Source organism: Epilithonimonas sp. 33E (genome assembly GCF_059372615.1).
Map to the genome: position 1 here is coordinate 2,309,674 of NZ_CM182009.1, position 23,311 is coordinate 2,332,984.

General features: G+C 35.3%; 20 protein-coding genes and 2 pseudogenes. 5 read left to right on the forward strand and 17 right to left on the reverse strand.

Annotation, left to right across the window (positions count from 1 at the left end; genetic code table 11):
• Window positions 1-45: 45 nt before the first annotated feature.
• The 6 genes from AC5P2S_RS10590 to AC5P2S_RS10615 form a co-directional block, all read right to left on the reverse strand.
• On the reverse strand, window positions 46-375 hold the full coding sequence (locus AC5P2S_RS10590; protein WP_494554796.1) for a DUF1493 family protein: 330 nt from the start codon (window positions 373-375) through the stop codon (window positions 46-48).
• Window positions 365-1,960: a polymorphic toxin-type HINT domain-containing protein gene (locus AC5P2S_RS10595; protein ID WP_494554797.1), complete on the reverse strand. Its 1,596-nt coding sequence runs from the start codon at window positions 1,958-1,960 to the stop codon at window positions 365-367. Before AC5P2S_RS10595 ends, AC5P2S_RS10590 begins: the two co-directional genes overlap by 11 nt.
• A 484-nt stretch (window positions 1,961-2,444) precedes the next feature.
• On the reverse strand, window positions 2,445-2,837 hold the full coding sequence (locus AC5P2S_RS10600; protein ID WP_494554798.1) for a hypothetical protein: 393 nt from the start codon (window positions 2,835-2,837) through the stop codon (window positions 2,445-2,447).
• Window positions 2,830-3,075 (reverse strand): hypothetical protein, encoded by a 246-nt coding sequence (locus tag AC5P2S_RS10605; RefSeq protein WP_494554799.1) that lies wholly within the window; start codon window positions 3,073-3,075, stop codon window positions 2,830-2,832. The genes AC5P2S_RS10600 and AC5P2S_RS10605 overlap by 8 nt, the downstream gene beginning before the upstream one ends.
• 533 nt (window positions 3,076-3,608) lie before the next feature.
• Window positions 3,609-4,010 carry a hypothetical protein gene (locus AC5P2S_RS10610; RefSeq protein ID WP_494554800.1) on the reverse strand — a complete coding sequence of 134 codons (402 nt, stop codon included), beginning with the start codon at window positions 4,008-4,010 and terminating at the stop codon, window positions 3,609-3,611.
• A 1-nt stretch (window position 4,011) separates the two neighbouring features.
• Window positions 4,012-5,151 carry an RHS repeat-associated core domain-containing protein gene (locus AC5P2S_RS10615; protein ID WP_494554801.1) on the reverse strand — a complete coding sequence of 380 codons (1,140 nt, stop codon included), beginning with the start codon at window positions 5,149-5,151 and terminating at the stop codon, window positions 4,012-4,014.
• Window positions 5,152-5,240: 89 nt separating this feature from the next.
• On the opposite strand from AC5P2S_RS10615, the gene AC5P2S_RS10620 reads away from it, so the two are divergent.
• Complete coding sequence (locus AC5P2S_RS10620) at window positions 5,241-5,684, forward strand: hypothetical protein (RefSeq protein ID WP_494554802.1); 444 nt, start codon at window positions 5,241-5,243, stop codon at window positions 5,682-5,684.
• Window positions 5,685-5,714: 30 nt separating this feature from the next.
• Here AC5P2S_RS10620 and AC5P2S_RS10625 read toward each other — a convergent pair whose 3' ends face one another.
• The 5 genes and pseudogenes from AC5P2S_RS10625 to AC5P2S_RS10645 form a co-directional block, all read right to left on the reverse strand.
• The gene (locus AC5P2S_RS10625; RefSeq protein ID WP_494554803.1) at window positions 5,715-6,158 is read right to left on the reverse strand and encodes a hypothetical protein; all 444 of its coding nucleotides are present in this window, start codon (window positions 6,156-6,158) and stop codon (window positions 5,715-5,717) included.
• A 1-nt stretch (window position 6,159) separates the two neighbouring features.
• Window positions 6,160-7,149, reverse strand: a pseudogene (locus AC5P2S_RS10630) (RHS repeat-associated core domain-containing protein); the annotation flags it as partial.
• 1,255 nt (window positions 7,150-8,404) lie between these two features.
• A complete protein-coding gene (locus AC5P2S_RS10635) occupies window positions 8,405-9,259 on the reverse strand; it encodes a tyrosine-type recombinase/integrase (protein WP_494554804.1) in 855 nt (284 codons plus the stop codon).
• Entirely contained in the window at window positions 9,231-10,139 is a 909-nt protein-coding gene (locus AC5P2S_RS10640; RefSeq protein ID WP_494554805.1) for a tyrosine-type recombinase/integrase, read from the reverse strand. The genes AC5P2S_RS10635 and AC5P2S_RS10640 overlap by 29 nt, the downstream gene beginning before the upstream one ends.
• Window positions 10,140-10,236: 97 nt before the next feature.
• On the reverse strand, window positions 10,237-12,522 hold the full coding sequence (locus AC5P2S_RS10645; protein ID WP_494554806.1) for an MTBMA_p00010-related P-loop-containing protein: 2,286 nt from the start codon (window positions 12,520-12,522) through the stop codon (window positions 10,237-10,239).
• Window positions 12,523-12,658: 136 nt separating this feature from the next.
• On the opposite strand from AC5P2S_RS10645, the gene AC5P2S_RS10650 reads away from it, so the two are divergent.
• The 3 genes from AC5P2S_RS10650 (at window position 12,659) to AC5P2S_RS10660 (ending at window position 14,146) form a co-directional block, all read left to right on the forward strand.
• On the forward strand, window positions 12,659-13,027 hold the full coding sequence (locus AC5P2S_RS10650; protein ID WP_494554807.1) for a helix-turn-helix domain-containing protein: 369 nt from the start codon (window positions 12,659-12,661) through the stop codon (window positions 13,025-13,027).
• Entirely contained in the window at window positions 13,028-13,312 is a 285-nt protein-coding gene (locus AC5P2S_RS10655) for a hypothetical protein (protein ID WP_494554808.1), read from the forward strand.
• Between the two features lie 612 nt (window positions 13,313-13,924).
• Window positions 13,925-14,146: a hypothetical protein gene (locus AC5P2S_RS10660; protein WP_494554809.1), complete on the forward strand. Its 222-nt coding sequence runs from the start codon at window positions 13,925-13,927 to the stop codon at window positions 14,144-14,146.
• A gap of 28 nt (window positions 14,147-14,174) precedes the next feature.
• Here AC5P2S_RS10660 and AC5P2S_RS10665 read toward each other — a convergent pair whose 3' ends face one another.
• Entirely contained in the window at window positions 14,175-14,603 is a 429-nt protein-coding gene (locus AC5P2S_RS10665; RefSeq protein ID WP_494554810.1) for a helix-turn-helix domain-containing protein, read from the reverse strand.
• A gap of 146 nt (window positions 14,604-14,749) precedes the next feature.
• Here AC5P2S_RS10665 and AC5P2S_RS10670 point away from each other — a divergent pair, with 146 nt between their 5' ends.
• A complete protein-coding gene (locus tag AC5P2S_RS10670) occupies window positions 14,750-16,327 on the forward strand; it encodes a hypothetical protein (protein ID WP_494554811.1) in 1,578 nt (525 codons plus the stop codon).
• A 45-nt stretch (window positions 16,328-16,372) separates the two neighbouring features.
• On the opposite strand, the gene AC5P2S_RS10675 is transcribed toward AC5P2S_RS10670, so the two are convergent.
• From AC5P2S_RS10675 to AC5P2S_RS10695, 5 genes and pseudogenes are all read right to left on the reverse strand, one after another.
• A complete protein-coding gene (locus tag AC5P2S_RS10675) occupies window positions 16,373-16,852 on the reverse strand; it encodes a hypothetical protein (protein ID WP_494554812.1) in 480 nt (159 codons plus the stop codon).
• 10 nt (window positions 16,853-16,862) lie between these two features.
• Window positions 16,863-17,843, reverse strand: a pseudogene (locus AC5P2S_RS10680) (RHS repeat-associated core domain-containing protein); the annotation flags it as partial.
• A gap of 1,255 nt (window positions 17,844-19,098) precedes the next feature.
• Window positions 19,099-19,953, reverse strand: a complete 855-nt coding sequence (locus tag AC5P2S_RS10685) for a tyrosine-type recombinase/integrase (protein ID WP_494554804.1) — start codon at window positions 19,951-19,953, stop codon at window positions 19,099-19,101.
• Complete coding sequence (locus AC5P2S_RS10690) at window positions 19,925-20,833, reverse strand: tyrosine-type recombinase/integrase (RefSeq protein WP_494554805.1); 909 nt, start codon at window positions 20,831-20,833, stop codon at window positions 19,925-19,927. The genes AC5P2S_RS10685 and AC5P2S_RS10690 overlap by 29 nt, the downstream gene beginning before the upstream one ends.
• Window positions 20,834-20,930: 97 nt before the next feature.
• Window positions 20,931-23,216, reverse strand: coding sequence for an MTBMA_p00010-related P-loop-containing protein (locus AC5P2S_RS10695; RefSeq protein WP_494554806.1), 2,286 nt, complete (start codon window positions 23,214-23,216; stop codon window positions 20,931-20,933).
• Window positions 23,217-23,311: the final 95 nt, after the last annotated feature.

The window sequence follows — 23,311 nt, forward strand, 5'->3', positions numbered from 1 at the left end:
TTTTTATTTACCAACTTGTTTGGAACACTACCAGATTAGTTCTAACTATTTAATATTATTATCTTCTAATTTACCTATTCTAATAGCTTTTTCTAAATCACCCAAGGTTAATTCTTTTTCCTTTAGAGGTTTTTTCTTGGAAAAAATATTTATAAAAAAAGTGCTTCCTTCTGGTTCAAAATATTTTGATAGATTAATATTCTCAATATTAACATTAAATTTTTTACTAAATTCATAAATCACTTCATCCGCATCGTCTCCATAAATTCCAAGATCTTTGTTTAATGTAGTGGATTGTTTCAACTCTATATTGTGATTAAATGGCCATATTTTATTAATAAAAGATATTAATTCATTCCAAGTATTATTTTCCATTTCGTTTTTTAGGTTTAGTTTTTATCTTTTTATTATGCACTAATATTTGACTCTTTGTAATATAGTAATTATGATTTCCCGAAACTTCAATATTATAAACTGCCGTTCTTTCCTGCAAGATCTTAATATTGATAATTATCTTATTAGAACCGTCTTTAGTTTTAACAACATCTTTTAATTTCAGATTCCCGGCTTTTATCCAGCCTTTATTTTCTACATAAAAAGGATGTTCTTCTGTAACAAAGATAGATTCTTTACCTATTGTTATTTCAAGGATTTTGTCTGTAAATCTTTCAGATGTTTTTTCAACCTTTGAAATTTCTGTCTGTTGTAATTTTTCGTTATAGGATAAAACAGAATCACCTTCTTTTATTTCTTCAATCTTATAAAACCCTTTTTTTCCTAAAACTAAGGTTCCTGCCTTAAAACAAACACCTGCTTCCATCATCCATCCTCTGTTATCAGGGTGTGCTCCTTCATATTGCGGTATAATATCCATCCATTGTTCTGCAAGCCAAGGGGCAAAATTGTATGAATAATCCCAAACCATCATTCCTATACCAACAACAGGAACAGTTCTGCCTAATTGTCCTCCTAAATTCCTTGCTGTAGCGGGTAGTATATCCCACGTTTTCCAAGTAGAAGGTATGATTTTCCTAAAAGCAATAGAAGCGACTGAAGTATTTCGTGTTGCTCCTTCCATAACAAATCCTCTCATTCCGATTTTAGGAAGTAAACTTTTAGGAATCAAAGGTGATCCTAATGCTGTAAGAGTAGGACCTACCATATGTTTCCAATTATCTGCAAGACTAAAATTATTAAGCCCAAGCCCCGCATTTTTTTGGTTCATAAAACTATCAAAACTACCTTGATCCATTTTAGTTCTGTGTCCTACCAATCCTTGTATGTTTTGGTAATTTTGTCCACCTATATTAGTGTATCCGCTTGCAGGAGCTCCATTTGTCCACCAAGAAAGGTAGCCTTTGTTCACATTTACCCCACCAAATGTATCTCCTCCGCTAAAACTACTCCAAAAATTACTAATGCCACCGCTTCCAAAACTTCCTCTGTAACTTCCTAACTGGTCGGTAAGATTACTAAAGCTTCCACCACTTGTGAGGTAACTGTGAATTAAATTGATGTCGCTTCCTGTGAACTGCCATCCTCCGTCAATTGGTTTTATATCTCTCCCATCAGGGTCGGTAAACATTATCGGGTTGTTTGCTACATAAGCATATGGAGATATAGAAGTAAAGTCTTCCGCTAATTGGTCTATGCCGAACCAACGCCCTAAGTCAGGAAAGTATTGACGCCATCCGTAATCGTATGCGCCCGTTTCTTGTAGTTCCTTCCCGTTGTACTTGTAATTGACATAATTACCACCCGCACCAAAATAACTCTGCGTGTCCTCCTTCCTGTGGTTCATCCCAAACGGATAGTAGTCATTACTGTCGATCGTTTCCAGAACACCTGTGCTGCCCTTGGAGTAGCTCAGCCGTACATTCCCCAAATGGTCTTTGTACTGGTAAATATAACGCTTATTCTCATAATCATAAAAGCCTTCGGCATCTTGTAATGGTGGCAAACGTGTTTAGTAATTTTCGTAATCGTGACTCATTCGATAGAAAATACTCTTATCACACCATAAGAGTTATTCTTATGCTTCGATAAGAGTAGGACTTATGCCTCGATAAGAGCAGGACTTATGCCTCGATAAGAGCAAGACTTATGGCTCGATAAGACTTGAACGGAAGCTCGAGGTTATCTCCAATAGTACCCTCGCATTGATATTTACAGTACTTTCTTAGACCAACACATCTGGAACATCTTTTATGGTTCTCAGTATTTTAGATGGCCTGTTTTCTAATTTCTCCTTTTCTGGCTATCTGCAATACCATTTCAAACTTTATTTCTCTATCTTATTTCTATAAAAATAGTATTGAAATTCAATACTATTTTTATTTACCAACTTGTTTGGAACACTACCCTTTTTATAAAAAAGATGTTCTTGCAAATAGCATTCATAATAAGCATACAGATATGCTTTCTTAAATTTTAGAATTATTATCCTAATCATAATCATACCTAATCGCAAAAACCCAAAATAATACACATAGAATAACAAATACTAAAACAATTCTTTTAGATTGTTTTACCGTTTTTTTATCTGAGTAGAAGGTGTTTATTTTTTCAGTTAAATCATTATCTCCTATCATTTTCGTTGTTGAAAATAACTGAAAAGCGGCAATACCTACTATAATAGGATAGAGATATATTTTTTGAGGAAGACCAATCGTCTTATCAACCGTCATTAATATAGGAAGTTCTAATAAAAATATTAATATCGCTCCAAGGGTTGTAATAGCATAAAAATTTTTATTCCTATGATCTCTATAATAATGATGCTGTTGTAAATAACACTCATAATAGGCATACAGATATGCGTTCTTTAATTTATTCATTACCATACATAATTACCCATACCCAAAATAATACACATAATATCACAAAACCAAATACAATCCTTTTAGACTCTTTTACTATTTTCTTATCTGCATAAAAGGCATTGATATCTTCAGTCAAATCTTTATCACCGCCTACCAATTTTGATGTTAAGAATATATACCCATATGCAATTATTGTCAAAATAATATACATCCATTTTCCTATATTAAGTTTATTTCCAAAAAAAATTGTCATTGGAAACCATAGTAGTAACCATATGGGGAAACCTAGTGCAAGTACCGAATAAAAATTTTTATTTTTATGACTTTCATAATAATGATGTGTCTGTAAATAGCATTCATAATATGCGAATAGATATGCATTCTTTAATTTTAGAATTATTTTCCTAATCATAATCATACCTAATCGCAAAAACCCAAAATAACACACATAGAATAACGAATCCTAAAACAATTCTTTTAGATTGTTTTACCGTTTTTTTATCTGCATAAAATTTATTTATGTTTTCTGTCAAGTCATTATCATTTCCTGTTATTCTTGATGTAAAAAAAATGTGAACATATGCTATAATAACAAGTAAAATATACATATATTTTTTTATTCCAATTGTTTTATTCACTAATATCATAATTGGAAACAAAAACAAAAATACTAATACAACTCCCAAAGTTGTATTAGCGTTGAAATTTTTATTATGGTTACTCTTGTACAAAAAATGTTCTTGCAAATAACACTCATAATAGGCATACAGATATGCATTCTTTAATTTATTCATTACCATACATAATTACCCATACCCAAAATAATACACATAATATCACAAAACCAAATACAATCCTTTTAGACTCTTTTACTATTTTCTTTTCTGCATAAAAGGCATTGATATCTTCAGTCAAATCTTTATCCCCACCTACCAATTTTGATGTTAAGAATATGTGTGAATAAGCAATTATAATAAGGAACACATACATTAATTTTCCTATATTAAACTTATTTCCGAAAAAAATAACGGAAGGAAAAATTAGTAAAAAACCAATAACAGCACCAAGAGTCGTTATTGAATAAAAATTTTTATTTCTATGGTCTCTATAATAATAATGCTGTTGTAGATAACACTCATAATAGGCATACAGATATGCATTCTTGATTTTTAAAATTATATTTCTCATTTTAATAATTATCATATTTATGGGTTCCCTGGATTTCATCTACCATTGTCCAAATATTCCAGTAATCAACATTGGTCTGATCGATGCCCATTGCTATAGCCGGTCCTACGTAAGGTATATCACCTGCAAGAAATCCAACAATACCCCTAGAAATATATCCGGGATGATGTGATTGTCTAAATTGTTCAAACGAAAGAAATAATCCGGCATAACTAACCCCCTTTACAACTTTACTATCAGAAACATACCTTAACATCCTTGCACGGCTGATAAATTTGTTCGCAGAGATGTAACGGTTACCATTAAGGGCACCATTCACTCTTCTAAGGTTATAAAGATTAAATGGGTTAGAAGCTTTTATCATCTTACCACTATTTAACAGATCTCCTGCAATCTGGTCGGCTAGCCCTAATGTGCTTCCTATTGCAAAATCTGTCTTAGCCTGTACACTACTGGCATCATTCAGGAATGACCAGTAATTACCACCTGATTGCGAAACTTTAACCTTATTCTGAATAACTCCATACATTCTTATATCAGCTTCGTCATTTCCAATAATTTCCATAGTATCAACACCTGGCGCATTTGTCCACCAACTCATATATCCATTCTTAAATGACACAGCACCTCCATCGCGAAGATAATTAAATATAGATCCGGCATTAGCTCCTGTAAATGTAGCCCCACTACTAGTTGCAGAATAATATTGATATAAAGGATTACTCATCATACCATTATTGCCCATGGACAATAATGGCTGGTAAGACTGTCCGTGTAAAAAACTCGTCTGTCCAGATCTGTCACTCATATTTCCATTCTCATTTATCCATCTCCCATCGGGATCTGTCAACATTGTTGGGTTGTTAACTACATAAGCATACGGTGAAAAGCTTTGGTACATCTCAGACAATTGGTCCATCCCGTTCCACTTCCCGATATCCGGCATATACTGCCTCCAGCCATAGTCATACATTCCCGTTTCCTGCAGCTCCTTCTGGTTGTACTTGTAATTATACGGTGTTCCGGTAGCATCATATACAGAATAATAGCCCGTCCCCACAAAGTTCATCCCAAATGGATAATAATCATTACGGTCAAGAACTTCTGCGCTGCCTGTATACGGGTTCTTAGCGTAGCTCAAACGAACATTACTCAGATGGTCTGCTTAGTAAAAATAAAATATTTTTTTTAAAGTTTAACTTTATTCATATTTTTGATGAAATAATTAAGATGAAATATATATCAATTTTTTTTCTCTTATTCTTTTCCAACTGTACTTTTAATACATCTCGTGAGAATAGAGAAGAGGATAAAAAAGAAGCAGAAAAAGTCACGCAAAAATTCTTTACTTTAATTAAAGAAAATAATAAACAAGCATTATATAATTTGTTCAGTGATAAGTTTTTTAATGTAACCAGTAATGATCAACTAAATCAAATGTTAGATATTGCGGATAAGGAGGGAGGAAAAATAAAAAAAATAACCTTATCACACTGGGAAACAAATGTTGTCAAAGGAACCGATCCTAAATCTGAATACTATCTTGCTTATTATAATATAAGAGATAAAATGAATACCGAAGAAATTTTTTCTCTCCAAAAAGAAAATAACGATATAAAAATAGTAGGATATAAAATAAATTTGGATAATAGAAAAAGAGATACTATTAAATAGCATCTCTTTTCAGTCTGTCATATGAAGTTTTTATCTATCCGTAAAGCCAACAAATAGTGCACATAAAACCATAAAATAATAATCATAATCATTATTTTCTAAAAAAGTTACTTCATATTTATACGAAGAAAAAGAGAATTTTCGTTGAACATTTCCAATAACTTTATTATTAAACAATAAGTTCGCTTTATATGTCCCTACTGTAAGCAAATTTTCTCTTATTGTAAGTTCATTTCTATTTATCAATATGCTATTCTTTTTAAACTTTATTTCATTCTCTAGATTTTGTTTTAAAATTATAACTCTTCGAAAAAATAAGAAACTAAATGACTTATATATCAGTAATTCCTCGTTTTTATTTCCAACAATTTTAACATCATCAAAGAAAAAAAATCTATTTAATCTTTTAAATATCAAATCTCTTCCTTTATAGAATCCAGTAAATGATGTACCTGTTTCAAAATAGTATTCCATTTTACTTAAAACCTACGATTATATTAATATCTAAGCCCAGAAATGCTTTGAAACCACCTCCAAATGTTGCACAAGCAGAGCAATTTTCTGCATTTCCTACTTTTATTTTTGGACCAATAGAAGTATCTAGTCCCATCTTTCTGTTATTTGCTTGAGATGGTCCAATATTTCCTTCCCATTCTAAACTACCGTTGTTAGGATAATATTCTAATAAATCTGAGCCTTCTGTAGGCATAATATCATTAGTGATATAGTCTAATTTACCACCAGCGGATAAACGATCTGCAAGCAATTTTATACTACCGCCAGCAAAATTATGTCCTTTACTGTCTCCACCAACAGCATATGCTCCCTTACGGTTGCTCCAGCCGAAACTGCCTAAATCACCTGTCATAATACCCCCTTCAAGAGATCCGAAAGGCATTTCTAAACCTAATTGTACTCCAAAAGTTCCTTTACCGTCTACTTGAAAAACGAAACTATTCATAAAATTAACAGCTTTATTCCACACATGATTCCAAAAGCCATTGTTTTTAATCCCGCCCTTCAACTTAAGCATCCAATAATGCCCAATACTAGTGCCAGATTCATCTGTCCACCATTTTAAGACTCCATTTGTTACCTGTGCTCCAGCAGTGCCCCCACTATAGTAGGCAGACATAATGTCCCTATAAGCATCAGTACTCCCAAAAGTAGGGTTGTTACTAGAGTTACTGTACATTCTACCATCTGCATCTAACTGTAAATGTGGCTTAAAGGAATTCCCCATCAGGAAGAAAGTCTGCCCTGATCTGTCACTCATATTTCCATTCTCATTTATCCATCTCCCATCGGGATCTGTCAACATTGTTGGGTTGTTAACTACATAAGCATACGGTGAAAAGCTTTGGTACATCTCAGACAATTGGTCCATCCCGTTCCACTTCCCGATATCCGGCATATACTGCCTCCAGCCATAGTCATACATTCCCGTTTCCTGCAGCTCCTTCTGGTTGTACTTGTAATTCTACAATCCCGCTCAACTTTTCGCAAACTTCCTACTCAAAGTTTCCTCGCGCGAGGCTTTACACTGTGAACGCCTGCTCTTGCCCGCTTTTCCAAAGATATAGGTTTCAGTTGAACAAAAAATAAGGTTTCTACTGTTTTTTCTTTCAATTGAAAAAAAAGATGTAATAAAAGACGCTTTAAAAACATAAATCTTTAAAGCATTGACTTACGCACTTGATTTTACATTGCAACAAACTTAAGTTGTAATTACATTTGCCCTATGGAAAATACAATTACCATTTTAGCCCTACTTTTCCTTGTTATTTTAGCAATGACAGCCTTTGTTATTGTGTCTAAGAATACAGGAAAAGCAAAAAAGTGACTGCGTAAATAATAGTAACGCAATCACTCCCTTTCAATTTAGTTTTAGATAGTCCGCCGTGCAGAGCGGACTATCTTTTTACAAAGATATAGTTTTTTCTTATTGATTGGTTTTGTGGTTCAGGTGGACTTTCTTTTGGCGGTGTGTTTATTGAAATATGGAAAACTCAGCCCTGCATTTGCCCCGGAGTTTCCCACATTCCAACAAAGTTCTCACAACAACAGCGACAACCTTTATAAATTCAATAGATGGGTAAATGAGATACACGTAAATACGGAAGGTGGGTAAAATAGATACAGGCTTTCCGCCAGCCTGCGTAAAAAAGATACAGGTAAGATCAGAAGGTGGGTAAAATAACTACACGTTATCTGTCAGCCTGCGTAAAATAGATATAAGCCGGCATCGTCTTAAAAAAGCCCCAGCTGTCAGTTTACCCATTTCAGAGCTCTAAAAAAACGTTTACAAAAAATAAATACTGATTTTCAATAAATTACAAAATTTTTACAATTTGATCTCCCGATTTTCAGAGCTTCTGAAAAAATAACACCGATTTAACCGCAAGATGTGTCTTTGTATATACAAACTTTTCAAGTTTGATATCCTAAGACCCTCTTGCCTTTTTTTCAAAAAGGGGAAAAAACTTCGGAACTCGTTTTTTTCTTGACTGGCGATTTTTCTTATATTGGTCTTATGGATTTTTGGACAATAATTTTTAAGGTTTCAGCGATTATCGGCATTGCAATATTTTGCTGGGATGTCGCATTGGCTGTTTATAGGTATTTTAAAAATCCTTGTTCCGGATTTTTGTTCGCATAATTATTAAAAAGAGTCGATTTCAGACCCAAAAGATGCTCATTTTGTCGCAAAAACCATTTTACTACCTCATTGGGTGGAATTGATTGATTGCGGTCTGTAATGCATCGATTCCCGTCTCTTTATATTTCTCGGTGGTGTCTGCGTGCTTATGTCCAGCAAAATATTGGACTTTTCTAAGGTTCTCACCTTGGTCTAATCTCAGTTTAATAACGCTCTGGCGGATTCTTACACTGGTTATTTTCTTTGTAAAATCCTTTTGATAGGTTGATACAAGATAATTGATATCGTCTTTAGTGATTCCCGAACCGAGTTTATTCAGTAGAAAAAAAGAAGTTCTTTGTCTTTCTAATTGATTTCTGTCTTTCTGCAAATACTGATAGAACAACATTATCTGCTCTGCTTTCAGATCCAAAATTCTTTCGTTGGTTATTCCTGTTTTATGAACTTTTATTTTTGCGTTTTGTAAATCCAAGTCCTCGATTTTCAGTTTCTCGATATCTCCTACCAGCAAAGCCTGATTGACAATCAGGCTCATTACGATTTGGTTTCTTTTCGCAAGTATCGGATAACGTTCTTCCCTCGGTTCTAAAAGCTTCTTTAATTCCTGTTCCGTGAGCAGTTCTTGTAATTGTATTGGATTTTCCTTGCCGTCCTTTATCTTGATATGGGTTGCTGTATTCGTTTTGACCTTTCCTGTCTTTACCAAATAATCGTAGTATTTCTTGATGGCGTAAATCGTTCTCTTTACACTTTGGGGATTGTAGTTCTTCCTTAGCAATTCTATATAGTCCATCAACTTTTGGTAACCGATTTTTTCGGGATTTTTATAGTGCTTTTTGAACTTTGATATTTCGTAGAGATAGTTTTTTACCGTTCCTTCAGATAATTCATTGTTTAAATATTGTTCCAGTTCCATAATTGATTCTTGTATAGATTTGAGTTGTGCCTAAATATTGGTGTCCTAAAAAATCTCTTACTTTCTCAAGTTCCATTCCCTGCTGTAAAAGTTGTGTCGCAATAGTATGTCGCAGACAGTGCAGTGTAAATCCCTGTCGGTATAGTCCTGATTTTTTGAGAAGGTTTTTAAACTCGATGTAAATTCTTTCCGCAGTAATATCCAGAAGGCTGTCATTGTCATTTTTTAAACGTCGGACTTCGGCTTCAGATGAAAAAATAAAATGTTCTATATCCGTTTTCACTTGCTTTGTAAATGGGACAACTCTTCGCTTTTTACCTTTCCCTCTTCTGATGTATAATAAATTGTTTTCTAAATCAATGTCTTTTAGTAACAGAACAGCAGCTTCTGCCCGTCTGAGTCCGCAGGCATAACACAGGTGCAGGATGATTATCTGTAACGAGCTGCTTTTGTTGTATAATCTTTGGATTTCCTCTTTCGTAAATACTTTTCTTTCCTCGGTTTTTGCGGTCTTTATTTTCAGTTGATAAGGACTGGTTTTTATTTGTCCGGTTCTTTGCACGTAATCAAAGTAAAGTTTGATGGCCAGTAAAATAGAGTGAATATAACTTTCACTTAAAAACTTGTTTGTCTTCTTGCTTTTGATGGTTTTCAGATAGGTATAATATTCTAAAATATCTATATTGGTAATTTCTGCAAGGTCTTTCCCAAGATGCCGTAAAAGTTCTTCTACCCGTCTTGGATAGGTATTAACAACGGTTTTGCAATATCCTAAGTTCTGTAGTTCTTTTCTAAATTGAAGTATGATATCTTCATTCATTTTATTAAGTATGACGGTTTTACTTTTGTAATATTTTGGATTCTGGATCGCCAGATTCATTTCTAATATTTTATAATTGGTTTTCAATGACTTAAAACATCATAGATGTTCATTCTTGTGAACCATTGGCGAACCACAGTGACCCATACCTTATTTTTTATTGGTTTTTAAGTTCTTTAATCTGTTTCAACAGATATTCTTTTATCTCTGTCCTAAGCTTTTGATAATTATCCCAATAACTTACTTTATAGCGGATTCCTGTATTGTTATAACCGCCAACCTGCTTGACGTATTCCAGCTCCAAAAGAGTGTTGATGTATCGCTGTAACTGCGTTTTGGACAGATTGAACTCCTGTCGGATTTCTCTTTGTACAAAGTCTTTTTCAGGACTTTTTATAAATTTCTTCAGCTTTTCGAAGAACTGTCTCAGACTTCCGTCCAGTTCGTCAACTTTCAGAACGATGCTCTCAAACAGTACTTCTGTTGCCTGTTCTATGTCCTCAATAGCTGTAATTAGATAATTGTTTTTGACCTCTCGCTGATACTGGTTTAAAAATGTGACCTGTTTTATCACCGCCTGATACATTTCATTTAATCTCCTTATTTTATGGACTTTATCAGGAAGATTGAGTTTTGTTGCATAGGGATTGATGACCTCGTAATATTTCAGATTTCGTACTAATTTCTGTATAAAACCGATGGCTTTTTGTTGTTCCTCCGAACTTACTTCGCCTGCATTTCTTCGGTTTTGATAATTGATAATTCTCTGCGTTTGTTCCTTGCTTTCATCGACTGCCAGTAAAAAACTCCTACTCATATTATCCTCGTAGGTTTCGCCTTTTGTTGTTGCAGATAAAGAACTGAATTGTCCTTTCACGATTTTATGGGAAGATTTGTTGTTTCCTTTTTTGTCTTTAATGGTTACTGAACTTCTCAGAACCTGATTGCTTATAAATTCACGAAGCGCATATAGGGCATCTTCCTTTAATCCGTCCAAGTCTTCGATGATGATTATTTTCTGGAACAGGTCGAACTCGCCCCAGTTGTACAAGCTTGATTCCGTGATTCTCGTAAACCGAAGTACGTCCTCCTGTGGCATCAAGTCCGCTATTCTTGAGATAATATGCGTTTTTCCGCTTCCGCTCGAACCTTGTACCAATGCGTGAAGAGGATTTTTATTGAGATAGCTGATGATAATTAAAAAAAGTAACATCCTGCTGTTTTCTTCCCCGATAATTCCTGCTTTCTCTATCATCTGGTTTAGGGATTTCAATAAATCTTTCTGCTCTAAAAAGTTTATTACGGACAAATTCGGGGATACTTTCGGGGGCACACTCTTGCTTACTTCCGTAAAGTCAGTATTTTTTGTAATCCTGTCAGGACTCGAACCTTTTTCTTTTTCAACTGAAAGAAAAATATCTTTCCGTTTTTCCAACAGCTCTATAAAGATATTTTCATCGTGCAGTTGCAGGGTCTCGTTAACATCCTTGCTAGGAAGTTCAACTGTAGATACTTTGTAATTCTTAAATTCTTCCGCATATTTATCGATCGCTTTTTTTCCTGCATCATCATTATCAAAACAGAAGATAATTTCTTCAAGTTCCTTTAATTGGCTGATGGCTTCAGTTATTTCCGCAGTAAGTCCGTTTGCTCCAAAACAGCTTATCAAACTGTAATTATCTCTGATTTCTTTCATTTGGAGCAGGCTTGCACAGTCTATTATCGCTTCGGTCAATATCAATTTCTTGGTGTCTGATTTTGGGTAACCAGGATAAATGCCTTTTCGGTCTTTTAAATAATAATGTTTGTATTTGTCATCGTTAAGGATAGAGCGGAAGTACATTCCTGCAACTTGATTCTTCTGATTTCTAAGCGCAAAACAGAGACACCATTTAGCAAAGGGGCTGTAGCATTTTTCCTTGGTTCTGCTGTTGATGAGTCCTTTGTCCTGCAATAAACCAACTTCCAAAGCCTGCTTCAAAAGTTCTTCCGTTTTTCGTTCCCCGTGGTGGAACTGCCCTGAGTTATAGCCGATTTCTGTTCTCGTAAGATCCAATCCTCGTTTTTCCAGATATTCTCTTGCAGGTTTTGAGTTGTTGATGGCATTTCTAAAATAAGTAAACATATTCGTTAGGAACTGCTCTCTGCTTACGGTTAAATTTCCGGAACTTGAATTTAAAATCTCTTCAGCTTTTTTTATCGCTTCGTGCTTACTCAGGTTTTCTTTGTGCATAATAAAATCTATCACATCGATACTTTTTCCGTGGGTCTTGCAGTTCGAGGAAAAACAATACACCGTCTGTGTTTTGTAATACACCTGCATCGATGGTGTTTTGTCCTCGTGGAACGGACAGCACATTTTGGCGCTCTTGTCAGGCTTTAATCCATAGTAATGTAGGATGGTGGAGATAGACAGCTGGGATTTTATTTCAGTGATTTCCATAAAAACTTACGTTGTGTTATTTTGATACATTACAAAAGTAAAATAAAAGTATCATTTTAACAACATTAAAATTATCAAAATTACACATATTGCATAATTTGTGCTTTTTAGATAACTTCGTATAAAGTTTTATTTTATGCAAAACATCGGTAAAAACATAAAGAAAATACGTGAGACAAAGGGCTTGACACAGCAAACCATAGCAGACTTAATCTCAATGCACCGCTCTAACTATTCTCGTGTAGAGGCGGGCGACCGTGATGTATCCATTGAAGCTGTTGGGAAAATTGCAAAGTTCTTTAATATGTCTATTGATGATTTAGTAAACTTTGAAGGCGAGATCCCCAATGAAGTAACTTTTGAGGACAAAAACACGATTGAGCAAATGCAACTTATTCAACAACTTGATGAAGAAGATAAAACGACCGTTTTTAAGATTGTCGAGACTATGCTCACAAAGAAAAAATTCAAAGACTTTTTCAATAAAAATGTAGCCGCTTTGTAAATGAAAAGTATCTTATTTTTCTTCTGCTTATCTATTGGTGTTCTTGCCTCTGCTCAGGAAAAGAAAAAAGATTCCGCTACGACTGATAAACTATATGAGTATAAGGCTCGTATCTTTTATCCGACTGATTGCTCTTGCACTGATAGAGTAATTTATAAAGAACTCAAAAAAGGAGACAAGGATTTCAGTCCATATCAATACAAATATCAAAATCCGATTAAATTGGATTCTATTGCTGATGAAAAGAAAAAAGAAGAGATACTTTCCTTTATCCGTAAAATATAATCTCTTTCCATAATAAAAAATCAAACCGCCCCAAGCAGGCGGTTTTTTTGTGCCTAAAATTTCGCTTTTACATCAGCTGACGCTTTTGGACGTCTTAAACCGTTACAATAAATTCAATCACTTTTTTTTCAGAAAAACCGCTTTTGAAGTCGTTCTAAACGACTTTTTCCAACAATCCAGCTTTTGGCGAGGGGTAACCCCTGTACCGTAAATTAAGCAAAAAGTGCTTCGCTCATTTCGCGATGTATCTTGTGAAGTTTTGCGTCACAACTTTTTTTAAGCAGTATTTCTAAGATTGCAAAAAGATGTCCTTTCGGGGGAAGTTTAGCAAAACGTCCTTTGCTCCAAAGTGATATTATTTTTGACCCAGTTGATTTTTTTGATTTTATGTTTTCGTGTAACACATCTTTTCCGGAAGTCAGTGTAAAATTGCACAAAACCCGATGGATACAGACTTTGCAAAACGTGTCCTTTCGTATGAAAAACACTTTTTGGTCTTTTGTCTTTCAATTGAAAAAGGAAAAATAACATCATTATAAGATTGAACAAAGATTTCAATTTTATAAAAACACATAAAAAACGGATAGTATAGAATACTAAAAAAATACAGATATGGAAGCAATAGATTTCAATATAGATACAATTTATAATTTTTTAAACCCCATTATTATGCAAACACTTTCTATTTTAGTAGCAGTTGCATTACTGCTTGTGTTTTTCGTTGGCTTCATCCTGCCACGATTTTTAAGGAGTGACAAGAACATTTTCTTGCGTATGAAGAACCGCCTGTTCGGCGAGTTCGAGTATCATCAAAAGGATAAGGACACTCCTTAACCACAAAAGCAAAAGCGTAACCTTTGGGTTACGCTTTTGTTATTTTATTAATCAGCTCCTCGATGAGCCTGCTCTTTTCTTTCTCTGATTCCAACAGGCGTTCGTATAGCTTTTTGTTCTCCTCATAAGATTCCAGCAGTTTGTCTATTGGATTAAAAGTTGGTTGATAAATCTCTGTTCTCAAAATAGCAATACCGTTATCGTTGGTATTAAATGTATTTGAGATAATATTAAAAAAAGCATCCTCCGAAAAATTCTTCAAAGCTTCAACCGATATTTCCAGCGCCTTGGCGATAGGTTCTAACTTTACATCTTCCAGTTCTTCCGCATTCTCAAACAGGGATACCTTTTGCTGGCTTACACCCAGCAGTTCTGCTAAGGTCTCCTGTTTCATTCCTCGCATTTCCCTGATTCTTGCAATGTTCCTTCCTATATGTTTTTTCACTGTTTCCGCCATTGGTTATGATTTTATCTTACCAAAGATATAAAATTACAGGTCATTCCGCAAAGTCCGTTTTTTACATATTTTATCTTGTAACATACACTTTCCTTTGGTTCAGTACTCGGATTTGTAGGCTCAACTTGCTGTAAAATATTACCAGCATGTCACACAAAATTATTATCCCGAACACACATCCGCAACATCAAAGATTGTCGGATATGATTAACACTTTCGCAAGTAAACACAACGTACTACGTGTATTTATGAGCTATTCCAAGACCTGCCAAAAGCATCTTATCATCATCCATATCAGTGACAGGAACGTTCCTGAAGAAGTTAAAAAAAGCAGATGGGTCAGAAAGGCTCTGGAGCAATGTAATACCCATATCCTCATAATGGGCGAGCAAAATATCAGGGTACACATAAGATTTGGAAGCCTGTATATCAATAGGTATTGTAATGCTTCCACCTTGATGTATAAAAAAGAAGACCACGAGTTTACATATCCTGAACTACCTGAACAACTTAAAAAATTCAAGCAGTTCAGAGAGGATTATTATAATACCCACGACCTTCTGAGTACCGAGATTCGCAAGGCTAAAAAAAGCAGTTCCCTGACAATGGAATATCACATCTATCTATCTCTTTTCGAACATCACGTTCATTTTTTGGAGATTCTCTGCATAGGCGAGTATTTCTCCAATGGTTCGCTTAGCGAACGCCTTATCAGATTGGAAGATTTTCTGCCGGAGATTAAAACGCTGATGTTGAAAAAGACAGAGACTACCTACTTTATTACCGAAGCGTTAAACAGTGCTCAAAAGGCAGACGACCACGAAGATTATATGTACGTTAAAGATGAGTTTGGGGATGCTATTACTGATACGGAACAGAAGTTTTATTATTTGGTAGACCGCATTTTCAGAGAGACAAAAAGAGCGGTCAAAAAACCCGAACAAAAGCCAATATTGATTGAGAACAAAACGGTTTCCCCTTACGAGCCTGTGGTTAAAATATTGACCAAGCATTTCAATATCGAGGAGATTTTCCTTTTCAATCAGCAGGAGATTTATTCTGCCGACCAAAAGACCACTGTTCTATATCTTCTGCTGATAAGCAATAAAATTAGCAATCAAGACCATTTCGATATGATGCAGATGGTCTCTCAACAGACAGAAGGAAGATTCAATATTGTTCCCATTGCGCACTCAAAGGCGTGGATACAGGAGCATCTGTGGGTGTACCAAGAGTTTTTCCAAAAAGTGATGATTCCTGAAAAATCTATTTTCATCTCCGACGTTTCCTCGATAATTCACTGGCATAAAGAGCCATCTAACTATGATACTGACGAGGGCATATACTACAGGCTTTGCAGTGAGCTACTCGAAAATTATAAAATATTGCGCTCACAGGAAGAGCTAAAATCTAATGAAGGAATAGGGCTGATCCTGAGTGGATTCTTCTACAGGGCTTGCGTGATATTCCTATATGTTACCCTTCGATATCGTCCCAATCAAATCAACATCCGTATCTTGTGGAAGCTCTGCCAGTACGTAGACCCTAAGGTAAAAAACCTTGATTACCTTATCCAAAAACTACCCTTTGATTTCTTTGAGTTCCTCAACCCTTCCAAAAACTTGTTCCGGAACTTCTATAATCTTCAGGAGGAACACCTTTCCATACTCGACGAGTTAGCGCAAGGCTTTCTTGACTTCGTGGATAAACAGTTTGATTATTAAAAAATCACTGCAAAAGCAGTGATTTTTTAATAATCTCAACGATTACTACACCTTTTCCCAAGATAATAAAAGGTGGTTAAGTAAATTTAACTCTTCCCTTTTCGATTCATCATTATAAATCGCTTCAATATAACTCATTATCAAACGATATTCATCTTCATTGGATATTTTACCTGTTTCCTTTATTTGAGTAATTTTCCTCTGTATCTTTTTAGAATAAGTCATTAAATCCTTACCAAATTTTTCCCGCAATATTTTATTAAGATCTTCCTGCATTACTGGTGGTCCATCCATTGCCATTTCATTGGTATCATTAAATGCCATTCGTAAACCTTTTAGATAGATCGAGGGACCCACCTCTCTTAAAATTCTTTCTTTTGTTTCTTCACTAAAAGCATCTTTAAACATTTCTCCAAAAGAAGCTTGCTCACTATATTTAGAGTATATAAAATCGATAACCGTAGTACACCAATCTTTTATAAAAGTGGCTTCGATTTCTTGTTTTTCATTTAATTCCTTTTTCATTAGTTCTTTTTTAATAACCTGTAAACGGTGCTAAAGGTCCAAAATATGCGTCTGACATTGAATGATACACTCTACCATAAGGATTAAATTTAGAAACTCCCCTTATAGAGTTTCCTACATTTGGACTACCCACACCGCCATAAGAATCTATTAACTGTTGTTCCCTTCCTCTTATTGCAGAATATCCTGTTGGATATCCTTGAGCTGAAGCATCAAGAACAGGATTACCATATCCGGATAATCTCATATGATGCATTGAAAATCTATTCATCATTATTGAATATGGATCTCCAAAACCACTTGCTCTTCCGGCATATTTTTGTCCATTAGGACCCGTCAAGGTATAAGTTACATATGTTCTATAAGTTGCATCGTAAACTAATGCTCCTGCTAAAACACCAACGATTGCAACATCATCTACAGCTCCTACTACTGTTGCATCATCAGCCAATAATACTCCTGATGTAGCCCAAGCTGCTCCCCAAGGGCTGGTATTCCCCCATCCACCTTTCTGGCTTCCTAAATTAAATCCACCTTGTGCATTCCACTTATCCATATAGGAATTAAACTGACTTTGTATCTGTTGTCCCCATCCAGAACTCTTTCCTGTAAGATAAACAGTCGGAATATTGATAGTTGGCATTCCGCCACCACCGCCTACGCCACGACCTCCGTAAAAGCCTAAAGAAGAATCAAAGTTAAGACCTATCCCGTCGTTATTCATCATATCTCCCCAGTTATTGGAGAATGTCCCGTCGTTGTTATTGGTCCACGTTGTCCCCGAAGCAGAGTGCAGGATTTCATTCATAAATGCCTGCGTGAGCATTCCATTAGGATCAAAGAAGAAAACAGGATTGTTTAATACATAAGCGTAGGGTGATGCAGAATGATAATCTTCTGCTAATTTGTCTATCCCGAACCATCTTCCTAAATCAGGCATATACTGTCTCCAGCCGTAGTCATAAAAACCAGTCTCCTGAAGCTCCTTCTGGTTGTACTTGTAATTCTACAATCCCGCTCAACTTTTCGCAAACTTCCTACTCAAAGTTTCCTCGCGCGAGGCTTTACACTGTGAACGCCTGCTCTTGCCCGCTTTTCCAAAGATATAGGTTTCAGTTGAACAAAAAATAAGGTTTCTACTGTTTTTTCTTTCAATTGAAAAAAAAGATGTAATAAAAGACGCTTTAAAAACATAAATCTTTAAAGCATTGACTTACGCACTTGATTTTACATTGCAACAAACTTAAGTTGTAATTACATTTGCCCTATGGAAAATACAATTACCATTTTAGCCCTACTTTTCCTTGTTATTTTAGCAATGACAGCCTTTGTTATTGTGTCTAAGAATACAGGAAAAGCAAAAAAGTGACTGCGTAAATAATAGTAACGCAATCACTCCCTTTCAATTTAGTTTTAGATAGTCCGCCGTGCAGAGCGGACTATCTTTTTACAAAGATATAGTTTTTTCTTATTGATTGGTTTTGTGGTTCAGGTGGACTTTCTTTTGGCGGTGTGTTTATTGAAATATGGAAAACTCAGCCCTGCATTTGCCCCGGAGTTTCCCACATTCCAACAAAGTTCTCACAACAACAGCGACAACCTTTATAAATTCAATAGATGGGTAAATGAGATACACGTAAATACGGAAGGTGGGTAAAATAGATACAGGCTTTCCGCCAGCCTGCGTAAAAAAGATACAGGTAAGATCAGAAGGTGGGTAAAATAACTACACGTTATCTGTCAGCCTGCGTAAAATAGATATAAGCCGGCATCGTCTTAAAAAAGCCCCAGCTGTCAGTTTACCCATTTCAGAGCTCTAAAAAAACGTTTACAAAAAATAAATACTGATTTTCAATAAATTACAAAATTTTTACAATTTGATCTCCCGATTTTCAGAGCTTCTGAAAAAATAACACCGATTTAACCGCAAGATGTGTCTTTGTATATACAAACTTTTCAAGTTTGATATCCTAAGACCCTCTTGCCTTTTTTTCAAAAAGGGGAAAAAACTTCGGAACTCGTTTTTTTCTTGACTGGCGATTTTTCTTATATTGGTCTTATGGATTTTTGGACAATAATTTTTAAGGTTTCAGCGATTATCGGCATTGCAATATTTTGCTGGGATGTCGCATTGGCTGTTTATAGGTATTTTAAAAATCCTTGTTCCGGATTTTTGTTCGCATAATTATTAAAAAGAGTCGATTTCAGACCCAAAAGATGCTCATTTTGTCGCAAAAACCATTTTACTACCTCATTGGGTGGAATTGATTGATTGCGGTCTGTAATGCATCGATTCCCGTCTCTTTATATTTCTCGGTGGTGTCTGCGTGCTTATGTCCAGCAAAATATTGGACTTTTCTAAGGTTCTCACCTTGGTCTAATCTCAGTTTAATAACGCTCTGGCGGATTCTTACACTGGTTATTTTCTTTGTAAAATCCTTTTGATAGGTTGATACAAGATAATTGATATCGTCTTTAGTGATTCCCGAACCGAGTTTATTCAGTAGAAAAAAAGAAGTTCTTTGTCTTTCTAATTGATTTCTGTCTTTCTGCAAATACTGATAGAACAACATTATCTGCTCTGCTTTCAGATCCAAAATTCTTTCGTTGGTTATTCCTGTTTTATGAACTTTTATTTTTGCGTTTTGTAAATCCAAGTCCTCGATTTTCAGTTTCTCGATATCTCCTACCAGCAAAGCCTGATTGACAATCAGGCTCATTACGATTTGGTTTCTTTTCGCAAGTATCGGATAACGTTCTTCCCTCGGTTCTAAAAGCTTCTTTAATTCCTGTTCCGTGAGCAGTTCTTGTAATTGTATTGGATTTTCCTTGCCGTCCTTTATCTTGATATGGGTTGCTGTATTCGTTTTGACCTTTCCTGTCTTTACCAAATAATCGTAGTATTTCTTGATGGCGTAAATCGTTCTCTTTACACTTTGGGGATTGTAGTTCTTCCTTAGCAATTCTATATAGTCCATCAACTTTTGGTAACCGATTTTTTCGGGATTTTTATAGTGCTTTTTGAACTTTGATATTTCGTAGAGATAGTTTTTTACCGTTCCTTCAGATAATTCATTGTTTAAATATTGTTCCAGTTCCATAATTGATTCTTGTATAGATTTGAGTTGTGCCTAAATATTGGTGTCCTAAAAAATCTCTTACTTTCTCAAGTTCCATTCCCTGCTGTAAAAGTTGTGTCGCAATAGTATGTCGCAGACAGTGCAGTGTAAATCCCTGTCGGTATAGTCCTGATTTTTTGAGAAGGTTTTTAAACTCGATGTAAATTCTTTCCGCAGTAATATCCAGAAGGCTGTCATTGTCATTTTTTAAACGTCGGACTTCGGCTTCAGATGAAAAAATAAAATGTTCTATATCCGTTTTCACTTGCTTTGTAAATGGGACAACTCTTCGCTTTTTACCTTTCCCTCTTCTGATGTATAATAAATTGTTTTCTAAATCAATGTCTTTTAGTAACAGAACAGCAGCTTCTGCCCGTCTGAGTCCGCAGGCATAACACAGGTGCAGGATGATTATCTGTAACGAGCTGCTTTTGTTGTATAATCTTTGGATTTCCTCTTTCGTAAATACTTTTCTTTCCTCGGTTTTTGCGGTCTTTATTTTCAGTTGATAAGGACTGGTTTTTATTTGTCCGGTTCTTTGCACGTAATCAAAGTAAAGTTTGATGGCCAGTAAAATAGAGTGAATATAACTTTCACTTAAAAACTTGTTTGTCTTCTTGCTTTTGATGGTTTTCAGATAGGTATAATATTCTAAAATATCTATATTGGTAATTTCTGCAAGGTCTTTCCCAAGATGCCGTAAAAGTTCTTCTACCCGTCTTGGATAGGTATTAACAACGGTTTTGCAATATCCTAAGTTCTGTAGTTCTTTTCTAAATTGAAGTATGATATCTTCATTCATTTTATTAAGTATGACGGTTTTACTTTTGTAATATTTTGGATTCTGGATCGCCAGATTCATTTCTAATATTTTATAATTGGTTTTCAATGACTTAAAACATCATAGATGTTCATTCTTGTGAACCATTGGCGAACCACAGTGACCCATACCTTATTTTTTATTGGTTTTTAAGTTCTTTAATCTGTTTCAACAGATATTCTTTTATCTCTGTCCTAAGCTTTTGATAATTATCCCAATAACTTACTTTATAGCGGATTCCTGTATTGTTATAACCGCCAACCTGCTTGACGTATTCCAGCTCCAAAAGAGTGTTGATGTATCGCTGTAACTGCGTTTTGGACAGATTGAACTCCTGTCGGATTTCTCTTTGTACAAAGTCTTTTTCAGGACTTTTTATAAATTTCTTCAGCTTTTCGAAGAACTGTCTCAGACTTCCGTCCAGTTCGTCAACTTTCAGAACGATGCTCTCAAACAGTACTTCTGTTGCCTGTTCTATGTCCTCAATAGCTGTAATTAGATAATTGTTTTTGACCTCTCGCTGATACTGGTTTAAAAATGTGACCTGTTTTATCACCGCCTGATACATTTCATTTAATCTCCTTATTTTATGGACTTTATCAGGAAGATTGAGTTTTGTTGCATAGGGATTGATGACCTCGTAATATTTCAGATTTCGTACTAATTTCTGTATAAAACCGATGGCTTTTTGTTGTTCCTCCGAACTTACTTCGCCTGCATTTCTTCGGTTTTGATAATTGATAATTCTCTGCGTTTGTTCCTTGCTTTCATCGACTGCCAGTAAAAAACTCCTACTCATATTATCCTCGTAGGTTTCGCCTTTTGTTGTTGCAGATAAAGAACTGAATTGTCCTTTCACGATTTTATGGGAAGATTTGTTGTTTCCTTTTTTGTCTTTAATGGTTACTGAACTTCTCAGAACCTGATTGCTTATAAATTCACGAAGCGCATATAGGGCATCTTCCTTTAATCCGTCCAAGTCTTCGATGATGATTATTTTCTGGAACAGGTCGAACTCGCCCCAGTTGTACAAGCTTGATTCCGTGATTCTCGTAAACCGAAGTACGTCCTCCTGTGGCATCAAGTCCGCTATTCTTGAGATAATATGCGTTTTTCCGCTTCCGCTCGAACCTTGTACCAATGCGTGAAGAGGATTTTTATTGAGATAGCTGATGATAATTAAAAAAAGTAACATCCTGCTGTTTTCTTCCCCGATAATTCCTGCTTTCTCTATCATCTGGTTTAGGGATTTCAATAAATCTTTCTGCTCTAAAAAGTTTATTACGGACAAATTCGGGGATACTTTCGGGGGCACACTCTTGCTTACTTCCGTAAAGTCAGTATTTTTTGTAATCCTGTCAGGACTCGAACCTTTTTCTTTTTCAACTGAAAGAAAAATATCTTTCCGTTTTTCCAACAGCTCTATAAAGATATTTTCATCGTGCAGTTGCAGGGTCTCGTTAACATCCTTGCTAGGAAGTTCAACTGTAGATACTTTGTAATTCTTAAATTCTTCCGCATATTTATCGATCGCTTTTTTTCCTGCATCATCATTATCAAAACAGAAGATAATTTCTTCAAGTTCCTTTAATTGGCTGATGGCTTCAGTTATTTCCGCAGTAAGTCCGTTTGCTCCAAAACAGCTTATCAAACTGTAATTATCTCTGATTTCTTTCATTTGGAGCAGGCTTGCACAGTCTATTATCGCTTCGGTCAATATCAATTTCTTGGTGTCTGATTTTGGGTAACCAGGATAAATGCCTTTTCGGTCTTTTAAATAATAATGTTTGTATTTGTCATCGTTAAGGATAGAGCGGAAGTACATTCCTGCAACTTGATTCTTCTGATTTCTAAGCGCAAAACAGAGACACCATTTAGCAAAGGGGCTGTAGCATTTTTCCTTGGTTCTGCTGTTGATGAGTCCTTTGTCCTGCAATAAACCAACTTCCAAAGCCTGCTTCAAAAGTTCTTCCGTTTTTCGTTCCCCGTGGTGGAACTGCCCTGAGTTATAGCCGATTTCTGTTCTCGTAAGATCCAATCCTCGTTTTTCCAGATATTCTCTTGCAGGTTTTGAGTTGTTGATGGCATTTCTAAAATAAGTAAACATATTCGTTAGGAACTGCTCTCTGCTTACGGTTAAATTTCCGGAACTTGAATTTAAAATCTCTTCAGCTTTTTTTATCGCTTCGTGCTTACTCAGGTTTTCTTTGTGCATAATAAAATCTATCACATCGATACTTTTTCCGTGGGTCTTGCAGTTCGAGGAAAAACAATACACCGTCTGTGTTTTGTAATACACCTGCATCGATGGTGTTTTGTCCTCGTGGAACGGACAGCACATTTTGGCGCTCTTGTCAGGCTTTAATCCATAGTAATGTAGGATGGTGGAGATAGACAGCTGGGATTTTATTTCAGTGATTTCCATAAAAACTTACGTTGTGTTATTTTGATACATTACAAAAGTAAAATAAAAGTATCATTTTAACAACATTAAAATTATCAAAATTACACATATTGCAT